This is a genomic window from Bradyrhizobium australafricanum, assembly GCF_020329495.1.
Lineage (GTDB): Bacteria > Pseudomonadota > Alphaproteobacteria > Rhizobiales > Xanthobacteraceae > Bradyrhizobium > Bradyrhizobium australafricanum.
Genome location: NZ_JAGKJL010000123.1, coordinates 1 through 10,331 on the forward strand (window position 1 = coordinate 1; position 10,331 = coordinate 10,331).

General features: G+C 66.0%; 9 protein-coding genes and 3 pseudogenes. 5 read left to right on the top strand and 7 right to left on the bottom strand.

Features of this window, described 5'->3' with window-relative positions; all coding sequences use genetic code 11:
* Together J6525_RS47810 and J6525_RS44870 are read left to right on the top strand one after the other, a co-directional pair.
* Window positions 1–111, top strand: a pseudogene (locus J6525_RS47810) (integrase core domain-containing protein); the annotation flags it as partial.
* Window positions 87–344 (top strand): annotated as a pseudogene (locus J6525_RS44870) (hypothetical protein); the annotation flags it as partial. The pseudogenes J6525_RS47810 and J6525_RS44870, both read left to right, overlap by 25 nt.
* Before the next feature lie 173 nt (window positions 345–517).
* Here the strand turns inward: J6525_RS44870 and J6525_RS44875 are convergent.
* Entirely contained in the window at window positions 518–1,657 is a 1,140-nt protein-coding gene (locus J6525_RS44875; RefSeq protein ID WP_225649428.1) for an acyl-CoA dehydrogenase family protein, read from the bottom strand.
* Between the two features lie 130 nt (window positions 1,658–1,787).
* Complete coding sequence (locus J6525_RS44880) at window positions 1,788–2,972, bottom strand: acyl-CoA dehydrogenase family protein (RefSeq protein ID WP_225649429.1); 1,185 nt, start codon at window positions 2,970–2,972, stop codon at window positions 1,788–1,790.
* 168 nt (window positions 2,973–3,140) lie between these two features.
* On the opposite strand from J6525_RS44880, the gene J6525_RS44885 reads away from it, so the two are divergent.
* Both J6525_RS44885 and J6525_RS44890 read left to right on the top strand, forming a co-directional pair.
* Window positions 3,141–3,686, top strand: a complete 546-nt coding sequence (locus J6525_RS44885) for a carboxymuconolactone decarboxylase family protein (protein WP_092078870.1) — start codon at window positions 3,141–3,143, stop codon at window positions 3,684–3,686.
* 136 nt (window positions 3,687–3,822) lie between these two features.
* The gene (locus tag J6525_RS44890; protein WP_092078873.1) at window positions 3,823–4,317 is read left to right on the top strand and encodes a VOC family protein; all 495 of its coding nucleotides are present in this window, start codon (window positions 3,823–3,825) and stop codon (window positions 4,315–4,317) included.
* Window positions 4,318–4,684: 367 nt separating this feature from the next.
* On the opposite strand, the gene J6525_RS44895 is transcribed toward J6525_RS44890, so the two are convergent.
* Window positions 4,685–5,188: a DUF2938 domain-containing protein gene (locus J6525_RS44895; protein WP_225649430.1), complete on the bottom strand. Its 504-nt coding sequence runs from the start codon at window positions 5,186–5,188 to the stop codon at window positions 4,685–4,687.
* Window positions 5,181–6,044: a class I SAM-dependent methyltransferase gene (locus J6525_RS44900; protein ID WP_225649431.1), complete on the bottom strand. Its 864-nt coding sequence runs from the start codon at window positions 6,042–6,044 to the stop codon at window positions 5,181–5,183. The genes J6525_RS44895 and J6525_RS44900 overlap by 8 nt, the downstream gene beginning before the upstream one ends.
* 82 nt (window positions 6,045–6,126) lie before the next feature.
* On the opposite strand from J6525_RS44900, the gene J6525_RS44905 reads away from it, so the two are divergent.
* Entirely contained in the window at window positions 6,127–6,561 is a 435-nt protein-coding gene (locus tag J6525_RS44905; RefSeq protein ID WP_225649432.1) for a helix-turn-helix domain-containing protein, read from the top strand.
* 179 nt (window positions 6,562–6,740) lie between these two features.
* Here J6525_RS44905 and J6525_RS44910 read toward each other — a convergent pair whose 3' ends face one another.
* The 3 genes and pseudogenes from J6525_RS44910 to J6525_RS47945 form a co-directional block, all read right to left on the bottom strand.
* Window positions 6,741–7,955 (bottom strand): MFS transporter, encoded by a 1,215-nt coding sequence (locus J6525_RS44910; RefSeq protein WP_225649433.1) that lies wholly within the window; start codon window positions 7,953–7,955, stop codon window positions 6,741–6,743.
* 172 nt (window positions 7,956–8,127) lie between these two features.
* Window positions 8,128–9,372 (bottom strand): MFS transporter, encoded by a 1,245-nt coding sequence (locus tag J6525_RS44915; protein ID WP_076834898.1) that lies wholly within the window; start codon window positions 9,370–9,372, stop codon window positions 8,128–8,130.
* 168 nt (window positions 9,373–9,540) lie between these two features.
* Window positions 9,541–10,331: pseudogene (locus tag J6525_RS47945) on the bottom strand (IS30 family transposase); the annotation flags it as partial.

Below are 10,331 nucleotides of genomic sequence, written 5' to 3' on the forward strand. Positions count from 1 at the left end.
ACCCCTTTGATCGGCTCTGCAAGCAGCGCGGCATCCAGCATCGCCTGACCAAGCCTTACCACCCGCAGACCAACGGCCTCGTCGAACGCTTCAACCGGCGTATCGCCGAAGCCATTGGCCGCGAACAAAAGCGCGGCAGCGCCCGGCGGACCTTCATCGACCATGCCGATCGCGACGCCTTCATCGCCAGGTTCGTCCACGACTACAACCGGACTCGCCTCAAATGCCTCGGCTACCAGGCCCCGATCCAGGCCGTTGCTAAACTCACGGGACTGAACACTTTCGCAGGGACGACAGTGAGTATGCTGTACGGCTTCGGTGTCATCACCCGCGAAAGCGGGTGATCCGGTACGCCGCGGCTTCTCGGCTCAAGCGTTGACGTCTCTGGAACACTGGAACGCCCGGTCCCGTCTACGCCAAGGCTTCGACGAGGCTTTCGCTTTCAGGCGCGCCGAAGTTTTAGCGAAGACGGCGAGCCGGGCGATGACAGTGTGCGCGACGACGACGATGCGGCGGCTCAGTACCCCTTGCCGCTCGCCAGCTGGTCGGTGTGGAAGTTGCTGTCGCCGAACAGCTCCTGGCAGACGCGGGCGCGCTTCATGAAGAAGCCGATGTCGAACTGGTCGGTCATGCCCATGCCGCCATGCATCTGCACGCCCTCCTGCACGGCCAGCGTCGCGGTGGTGCCGGCGCGGGCTTTTGCCACCGCGACCGCGGTGGCGGCCTTGTCGATGTCCGTATCGAGCGCCTGCAGCGCCTTCAGCACCGCGGCGCGGGTGATCTCGATATCGATGTAGAGCTGCGCGGCACGGTGCTGCAGCGCCTGGAATTCGCCGATCGCCTTGCCGAACTGCTTGCGCTCCTTCAGATAGGCCACGGTACGGCCGAACACCTCGTCGGAGAGGCCGACCATTTCGGACGCCACCGCGCCGCGACCGATATTGAGCACGCCCTCGAGCAGCCCGAAGCCCTGATCGACCTCGCCGAGCACGCTGTCGGCGTCGACCTCGACATTGTCGAACACGATGCGCGCCGCGTTGTGCGAATCGACCATCGCGGTGCGCTCGACCGCGAGCCCCTTCGCCTTCGGATCGACCAGGAACAGCGTCAGCCCGTTCTTGTCGCCGGCGCTGCCGGCCGTGCGCGCGGCGACGATCAGGAGATCGGCGGTGTGGCCGTCGACCACGAAGCCCTTGTCGCCCGACAGCTTGAAGCCGTTGCCGGAGCGTGTGGCCTGCAACTTGGTCTGTAGTGGGCGATGCTTGGCGCCCTCATCGATCGCGAGCGCCGCCAGCAGCGAGCCGTCGGCGATCTTCGGCAGATGCTGCGCCTTCTGCGCCTCGCTGCCGCCGCGCGACAGCGCCGAGGCGGCGAGCACCGAGGTCGCGAGGAACGGCGACGGCATCAAGGTGCGGCCGATCTCCTCCATGACGATGCCGGCCTCGACGCAGCCGAGCCCGCTACCGCCGAACTGGTCCGGCACCAGGAGGCCGGAGAAGCCCATCTCCGCAAATGTCTTCCAGAGCTCGCGCGAGAAGCCGGTGGCATCCTTGGCATCGCGCAGACCGCGCAGATGCGCCACCGGCGCCTTGTCGCTGATAAGGCCGCGCGCACTGTCGCGCAGCATGGATTGTTCTTCGGTGAGGACGAGGGCCATTGGAAATCCGATCTAACGTACTAAGCAACTGTCTGAGTTCGTCATTCCGGGGCGATGCGCAGCATCGAACCCGGAATCTCGAGGTTCCGGGTTCGCCGCTTCGCGACGCCCCGGAACGACGGTGCAGCGATCACGCACCCGGCAGGTCGAGGATGCGCTTGGCGACGATGCCGAGCATCACCTCCGAGGTGCCGCCCTCGATCGAATTGGCCTTGGTGCGCAGCCAGGCGCGCGGGCGGGCGCCGCCTTTGGAGCGGTCGCTCTCCCATTCCAGCGCGTCGATGCCGCCGGCCGACATCAGAATCTCATAGCGGCGCTTATTGAGCTCGGTGCCGTAATATTTCATCGCCGAGGAGAACGCCGGATGCGACTGCCCGGCCTTGGCGAGATCGACCGCGCGCTCCGCCGCGGCAGCGAGCGCGGCCTCGTCGACCTCGAAGCTCGCGATCTGGCTGCGCAGCTGCGCGTCGTCGAGCTTGCCCTGCGCGTCCGCACCGACCGAGTCGGCGGCGATCTGGCCGAGCGGACGGCCGACGCCGCGCTCGCCCATGCCCGAGATCATCGCGCGCTCGTGCTGCAGCAGGTATTTCGCGACATCCCAGCCTCGATTGACGGTACCGACGACGTGCGACTTCGGCACGCGGACATTGTCAAAGAAGGTTTCGCAGAACGGCGAATAGCCCGAGATCAGCAGGATCGGCTTTGTGGACACGCCCTTCGAGGTCATGTCGAACAGGATGAAGCTGATGCCGTCATGCTTCTTGGCCGCCGGATCGGTGCGCACCAGGCAGAAGATCCAGTCGGCGTAGTTAGCGTAGGACGTCCAGATCTTCTGGCCGTTGATGATGTAATCGTCGCCGTCGCCGACCGCGCGGGTCTGCAGCGAGGCGAGGTCGGAGCCGGCATTCGGCTCGGAATAACCTTGGCACCAGCGGATCAGGCCCGCGGTGATCTTCGGCAGATGCTCCTTCTTCTGCTCCTCGGTGCCGTATTTCAGCAACGCCGGTCCGAGCATCGAGATGCCGAACGAGGTCAGCGGCTGACGCGCGCCGATCGCAGCCATCTCCTGGCGCACGATCTTGGCCTCCTCGCCGTCGAGGCCTCCGCCGCCATATTCCTTCGGCCAATGCGGCACGGTCCAGCCCTTGTCGCGCATCCGCTCGAACCAGACGCGCTGCGCTTCGGACGAGAATTTCGTGTTGCGGCCACCCCAGAAGGTATCGCCATCCGAGGTCATCGGCTTGCGCATCTCCGCCGGGCAATTCTGCTCCAGCCAGGCGCGGGTCTCCGCGCGGAATTTCTCAAGGTCGGCCATGGTGCGTTTCCAGTCAAATTCGACGAATTGGATTCGACCTTAGACCTACGCAGCCGCCGAATTCAATATGCCTCGCGGCCGCGCCATGCTCTGGCGTCGCTACTCACTGCGCGCGATCGGGTGTATCGCCGAGATGGGGTAACGCTTGAAAAACAAGAGGAAACGGACATGCGGCTGAAGCTGCTTTCGCCTAGCGAAATGAACGCCGCCCAGAAAGAAACCTACGACGAGTCGATCGCCGGCAAGCGCGGCGCGCCACCGGCGCCGATGATGGCCTGGCTGAGCAGCCCGGAGATGGCACGGCATGCCACGCGGCTCGGCGAGGTGCTGCGCTTCGACACGATCTTTCCGCCAAAACTGTCAGAGATCGCGATCCTCGTCACCGCGCGGCACTGGACCGCGCATTACGAATGGTATGCCCACAAGCGCCTGGCGCTGAAGGGCGGGCTCGACCCGAAGATCATCGAGGACATTCGCGTGCGCCGGACGCCGAGCTTCGACGATCCCAAGGCTAGGGTGATCTACGACGTCGCCAAGGCGCTGCACGAAGGTCACGGCCTGCCGAAGGCACTGTATGACGAGGCGGTCGAGGTGCTGAGCCAGCGCGGCCTGGTCGAGGTGATCGGCCTCTGCGGCTACTACACCATGGTGTCGATGACGCTGAACACGTTCGAGTTCCAGCTGCCCGGCGGCGAGTTGTCGGAGCTCTGCTAGACGCCGGCGGACCGTGGCGCCTTTCGGAAACGCTGCGTTTCCGGATCGATCGCTCCGGCGGCGGCAAATCCGGACTATATCAGGCGGCGAACCTCGCCCCTGATGGCAGGGGCATTGACGTCAACGGAGTCCGCTCATGCCAGAGAATCCCCCCATCATCGCGGGCACCCGAATCGGACATGTCCACCTCAAGGTGGCCGATCTCGAACGCGCGCTCGGCTTCTATTGCGGAGTGCTCGGCTTCGAGCTGCAGCAGCGGCTGGGCACGGACGCGGCCTTCATCTCGGCCGGCGGCTATCACCACCACATCGGCCTCAACACCTGGGAAAGCAAGGGCGGCCATCCCCCGCCGCCGGGCACCACCGGCCTGTTCCACACCGCCATCCTCTATCCCACCCGCCCGGCGCTCGCCGATGCGCTGCACCGGGTGCTGTCGGCCGGCATCCAGCTCGACGGCGCCAGCGACCACGGCGTCAGCCAGGCGCTGTACCTGCGCGATCCCGACGAGAACGGCGTCGAGCTCTATTGGGATCGCCCCGAGACCGAATGGCCGCGCAGCGCGGACGGCAAGCTCGCGATGTTCACGCGACGGCTGGACCTGGACGGCCTGCTGAAGCAGCGTGCGACGTAATTCCGCAAGGCGATAATTTCGTAGCCCGGATGAAGCGCAGCGAAATCCGGGGTTCGCTCCATGAGGTAATACTGCTCCCGGATTACGCTTCGCTCCATCCGGGCTACGAGTGCTTTCCCCTTCCCCCTGAAGGGGGGAAGGTCGGGATGGGGGTTAGCCGCGGGCTCTGCTGCAAGTGGAGAGAGCAGATCCCCACCCGCTTTGCTCTGCGAGCAAAGCGACCTCCCCTTTCCAAGGGGAGGTGAAGAGGTAGCTCGGATGGAGCCAACGGGTCGCGCGAACGCGCGCCCGATGACAGGCTCCGCGAAATCCGGGGTTCGCGCCGTAAGGTGATGTTGTCCCCGGATTGCGCTTCGCTTCATCCGGGCTACGGGTTCAGGAACGGGTGCGCGAGCCAGCCAGCCGCATAAAGCCCAACCCCAAACACCGTATGCGTCACGAGGCTCTGCAGCCGCGCCGCCCATGGATGGGGCGTGCGGCTCGCGGCGATGCCGGCGCCCATCGCGGGCTGCATCACCAGGAACGGCGCGGCCACGCTGCCGATCCCGACCACCAGAGCCGGAGCGATGGTGGGCTGCCGCACCCAATCGAGGCCGAACATCGCAAGCAGCCCGCCGGCAAAGCCGATCCCGATCAGATAATGCGCGGTCCATCCGATGATCCGTTCGCCCGCGACCCGCGGTGACGCGGCGATGTGGTCGTGGCGCAGGCGCCCGGATGCGAGATGGCCGAGCCAGCGGCCGACCAACGCATAGTCCAGCGACGGGACGCCAAGCAGGCGCTTGCGGACCATCCCCCAGATGTCCATTACGACGGTCGCGCCGATCCCGATCAGCACCGCGCTCGCCACAAATTCGGCGGCTTCAACCATGCGCGGTCTTCGCCGGCGCCCGTGCCGCTACCATCCAGCACACCGCGGTGAAGCGAATGTCGTTGCCGTGGATGTAACGATCGAAGGCACCGCGCACGGTCTCGATCACTTGCGTGCGGCGTGGCTCCTCCATCGCCTGCAGCATCGTCCCGACCGGGCCGAGCCAGCTCACATAGCGGGCCAGCTGCGATGCCGGAAAGCCGAGGGCGACGTCGACCGGCTCGATCGCGATCGCGTCCCAGCCGCTATCCTCCAGGATATTTTCGACCCGCTTCCGGTCGGCAAGGCCGAACTGCCCCGGCGCATCGGGACGCCGCGCCGGAAGATCCGGCAGCAACGGCTTCGCTGCCTGTTCCGCCGTCGTCATGAACGGGTTCTCGGCGGCGCCGCGCCAGGCGATGAAGCGGAGCGCAGCATCCGGCCGGGCCGCGCGGCGCAGATTGGCGAAAGCCTGCACCGGATCGGCAAAGAACATCACGCCGAGGCGCGAGATGATCATGTCGAAGCTCGCGGGCGCGAACGGATAGGTCTGCGCGTCGGCGCAGATGAAGCTGACCGGCCGCCCTTCCCGCTCCGCGCGGGCGCGCGCCGCCGCGATCATCGGCTCGGAAATGTCGATGCCGGTGCAATGCCCCTGCTGGCGGAGCAATTGGGCAACGGCGAACGTTGTGGCGCCCGTGCCGCAACCGATATCGAGCACGCGGCTTGCCGCGGCATCGGACACCGCCTGAACGAGCAGTTCTTCAAGCGGCCTGAACATCCCTTCCAGCACCTCGCGCGTCTCGACCCAGGCGCGGCCGGCGGCGCCGTTCCAGAGTTTGACCTGCTCGTCGTCGACTTGCGCTGCGACACCCATGATTCTCGTCCTTGTTGATGCTTGCCTTACGCAAGCGATAGGCTGGATACTGCCAGTTCAAGTGAACTTGAGGTCAAGGGCCATGCGGGACATCGATATCGCGGAGGTGGCGGAGCTATCGGGCGTGCGCGCCTCGACCTTGCGCTTCTACGAGGAGAAGGGTCTGATCGCCTCGCATGGCCGGCGCGGGTTGCGCCGCCTGTTCGATCCGGCGGTGCTGGACCGGCTGGCGCTGATCGCGCTCGGGTGCGCCTCCGGCTTCTCGCTCGACGAGATCGCAAGGATGTTCGCGCCCGATGGAAGACCCCGGATCGACCGGAAAATGCTTTCTGCCAAGGCCGACGAGCTCGACCGCACCATCCGCAGGCTCAACGCGATGCGCGACGGCCTGCGCCACGCCGCCGTCTGCCCGGCTCCGAGCCACATGGAATGCCCGACCTTCCGCCGCCTGCTGCGGGTCGCGGCGGCCGGCAAGATCGGCGAGAAGAAGGCGAAGAAGTCACGCCGCAAGTCGTAGAACGTAGCCCGGATGAGCGAAGCGATATCCGGGGACAGGTCTTTATTCCCCTTCCCCCTGAAAGGGGGAAGGTCGGGATGGGGGTCAGCCGCAGGCTCTGCTGCAAGCGGAGAGAGCAGATCCCACCCGCTTTGCTCTGTGAGCAAAGCGACCTCCCCTTTTCAAGGGGAGGTGGAAAGCTACTTCCCTTTCGCCATGATCGTCGCCGCCGCGATCAGCTCCAGGCCAATGCAGCCGTAGAACGGCAGCGAATAGCTGCCGGAGAGGTCGTGCAGCAGCCCGACCACGCCGGGGCCGAAGGCGTAGGTGATCTGGTTGATCGCGGTGATCAGGCTGACCAGCACGCCGAACGCACGCGGATCGAACTCGCGCTGCACGATCAGCGCCGGCAGCGTGATCAGATTGCCGACCGAGAAGCCGAACAGCGCGCAGGCCGCGATCTGCGCCACGTCATTGTGCACATTGATGATGACGGCGAGCGCGGCCGCCTGGCTGACAAAGGACAGCGCCGATGCTAGCCGCTGGTTGAGCCGATCGATCACGAAGGAGAACGAGACGCGGCCGACCACGGCCATCGCGGTCAAGAGCGCCATCGCCACCGTCGCGCGCTCGCGGCCGATCACCTGATCAAGATAGGCGATCAGATGCACGATGAAGCCGACCTGGGCAAACAGCACCAGCGCGAAGGCAATCGAGACCGAGAGGAAGCGGATGTCGCGCAGCGCCCGGCTGCGCACCTGCGTCGCCGACGGCGCGTCGGCCGCGGCGGCCGTGACCGCGTGCAGATGCACCGGCGGTTGCCCGACGAAGATCAGGATGACAGGCACCATCACCACGATCAGCAGCGCCGCGGCCGCGATCATCGCGCCGGAGAAGCCGAACGTGCCGATCCCCGCCACCAGCAGCGGCACGCCGACGATGCCGCCGAAGCTCGCGCCGTTCAGCGCCAGGCTGATCGCCATGCCGCGTTTCTTGTCGAACCACAGGCCGAGCGTGTTGGTGATGATGCCGAGGCTGGTGCCGGCCCAGCCGAACGCCAGCAGCGCATTGGCGAGATAGAGCTGCCAGGGCTCGCGCACCTCGCCGATCGCAACCGCTGCGATCGCCATCGCGAAGGTGCCGGCGATCAGGCAGCTGCGCGCGCCGAACGCCTTGATCGCCTCGCTGACGAAGGCGACCAACGCGGCGCCGAACAGATAGAAGAAGGTCGTGCCCGACGAGATCAGCGATGCCGGCCAGCCGTGCAGCCGCTGCAGCTCGGCGACATAGACGCTCTGGCCGTAGAAGCCCAATCCCCAGCCGAAGGTCGCAAGCAGGAAGCAGACGACGACGATGCGCCAGCCTTCGTAGCCAAGCGAGGATTCATCAGGCAGCGTGGCTGAGGATGCGTCCATTTCTTGCTCTTGCTTCTCACATCGTCATGGCCGGACCAATCCGATCCCATGATGTGAACAGCGTTGCAAGCGGATCATTTCGAAGCTGATCGAAGTGTCAGCAATTGGCAGCAGCATGGTCCGGAAAAGTGCGAAGCGGTTTTCCGAACAGACCATGGTCAAACGACAAGCTTTAGATGCTGGGATCCGGGATTTCTTCCACCGCGCGCAATTTCGCGCGTCGCTTGGCGAATGAAGCGAACGAGAGCACGGCAAGGCCGAGCAGCACCGGCGGGAACACCACCCAGTTGACGGCATTCCAGCCGTAATGCGCGAGCAGTTGGCCCGACGAGAACGAACCGATCGCCATCATGCCGAACACGAGGAAATCGTTGAACGCCTGCACCTTGTTGCGCTCCTGCGGCCGGTGCGTTTCCAGCACCAGCGCGGAAGCGCCAACAAAGGCGAAATTCCAGCCGATCCCGAGCACGAACAGCGTCGCCCAGAAGTGCGGCGCAGTGACGCCTGACAGTCCGATCATCGCGGCGACCGCCTCGAGCGCCAGCCCGAGCGCGACGATAACGGGCGCGCCGAACCGCGCGATCAAGGAGCCCGTGAAGAAGCTCGGGCCGTACATCGCAACGATGTGCCACTGAATGCCAAAATTGGAATCGCTGACCGACAGCCCGCACATCTTCATGGCGAGCGGCGCCGAGGTCATCACCAGATTCATCATCGGATAGGCGATCACGCCGCACAGCGCCGCGGCGATGAAGCGCGGCTGCTTTGCGATCTCGAGCAGCGGGCGGCCGCCATGCAGGTCCGCAGCCGCAGGTTTCGGCGCGTCGACGCCCGAGAGCACCGCCATCGCCACCAGCGCGACCAGCGCCTGCATCACGAAGGAGAACGCGAACAGATAGGGCGGCCAGATGTCCATGGTCCATTGCACGAGCTGCGGCCCGAGCACGCCGGCGAACACGCCGCCGGCCATCACCCAGGACACCGCCTTGGGCCGGAACGCGACACTGGCGCCATCGGCGGCGGCAAATCGGTAGGACTGCGCGACGGCGCCGTAGAGCCCGCCGAGGAAGGTCGCGCCGCAGAACAGCCAGAACGATGAATGCAGGATCGCCCAGGCGCCGAGCGCGCCGGTCAGCGTGCCGCAGAAGGTGCCGATGATGAAGGCGACGCGTCGTCCGTAGGCGCGCGAGATCGCACCGGTCGGCAGCGTGCCGGCGGCAAGCCCGAGCACATACATCGAGAGCGGCACCGTCGCGAGCGAGACGTCGGGTGCCAGCGTCGCGCCGACGATCGAGCCGGTGGCGAAGATCACCGCCGAATTGGCGCCGGTCAGCGCCTGCGCCGCCGCAAGCCGCCACACATTGCTGCGCGCCCGCGCGTCGTCGCTCGCCTCATCCGCAGCCGTCACGTCAATCATCGGTGGTCCCGCCTCGAAGCCCCGGCGGGAGCCCCCAATCGGGCGCACTATGGAGAGCGGGTCGAAGCCGATCAACCGGCGCAAACGGACGTACGCCATGCAGGAGGCGCACGGGGGTTGGCCCGCTCGAATACCCGCACTCCGGCGTCGTCCTGGCGAAAGCCAGGAGGTGGATTCACATTCGAAGTGCAACACTTGAGCAAAGGACTCGGCAGGCGTGCGGTAGTCAAGGCATTTGCGCGGGGTGTTGTTGTAGGCGGCGATGAACTGGCGGAATCTGGCGGTCGAGAGGGTTACGAGATCCGTCTTGCGGGGAATAAAGCGGCGCATCCTGCCGATGGCGTTCTCGATGCCACCCTTCTGCCAGGGGGCATGGGGATCGCAGAAGAAGGTCGCGATCGAGAGGCGGTGCAGCGCCAGGTGACCTGGCGAACTCGGTGCCGTTGTCGAAGGTAACGCTCTGGCGCAGCTCTTGTGGAAGGGTCGCGAAGAAGCCCACGAGATGGCGGGCGACACCGCGCGCGACCTTGCTGGCAAGGCGGATGCCGAGCAGCAGCCGCGAGGTGCGCTCGTGCACGGTCAGCACGGCCTGACCGCATCGGCCTCCCAGTGTCCGGGCACGCTGCGGTCGGCCACTTCGAGCGGCCGATTTGCCAAGGAAACACGGCCTTCGATGAAGCTTGCGGGGCTGCCGCCCCGCTTGCCGCGGCAGCCGCGCTTGCTCTTGGCGCGCGGCAGATAGCGCCGCCAGTTGAAGTCCGTGGTGCGCCTGAGTTGGCCATAGATGAAGCGGTAGATGGTCTCGTGGGAGATCACCTTGCGCCCGTGCTCGCGGGCCAGCCGGCCAGCGACCTGCTCGGGCGACCAGCCGCGGCGAAGGCGTTGCAACACCGCGCGGCGCAGGCCGGGCTCCCGTTCGAGGCGTCCGCCCGTCCAGCGCCGCGCTCGCATCTGGTGCT

Coding starts and splice junctions, on each gene's coding strand:
- J6525_RS44875 (WP_225649428.1), bottom strand. CDS start 1,657: ATGGCCCTCGTCCTCACCGAAGAACAATCCATGCTGCGCGACAGTGCG.
- J6525_RS44880 (WP_225649429.1), bottom strand. CDS start 2,972: ATGGCCGACCTTGAGAAATTCCGCGCGGAGACCCGCGCCTGGCTGGAG.
- J6525_RS44890 (WP_092078873.1), top strand. CDS start 3,823: ATGCCAGAGAATCCCCCCATCATCGCGGGCACCCGAATCGGACATGTC.
- J6525_RS44905 (WP_225649432.1), top strand. CDS start 6,127: ATGCGGGACATCGATATCGCGGAGGTGGCGGAGCTATCGGGCGTGCGC.
- J6525_RS44900 (WP_225649431.1), bottom strand. CDS start 6,044: ATGGGTGTCGCAGCGCAAGTCGACGACGAGCAGGTCAAACTCTGGAAC.
- J6525_RS44895 (WP_225649430.1), bottom strand. CDS start 5,188: ATGGTTGAAGCCGCCGAATTTGTGGCGAGCGCGGTGCTGATCGGGATC.
- J6525_RS44885 (WP_092078870.1), top strand. CDS start 3,141: ATGCGGCTGAAGCTGCTTTCGCCTAGCGAAATGAACGCCGCCCAGAAA.
- J6525_RS44915 (WP_076834898.1), bottom strand. CDS start 9,372: ATGATTGACGTGACGGCTGCGGATGAGGCGAGCGACGACGCGCGGGCG.
- J6525_RS44910 (WP_225649433.1), bottom strand. CDS start 7,955: ATGGACGCATCCTCAGCCACGCTGCCTGATGAATCCTCGCTTGGCTAC.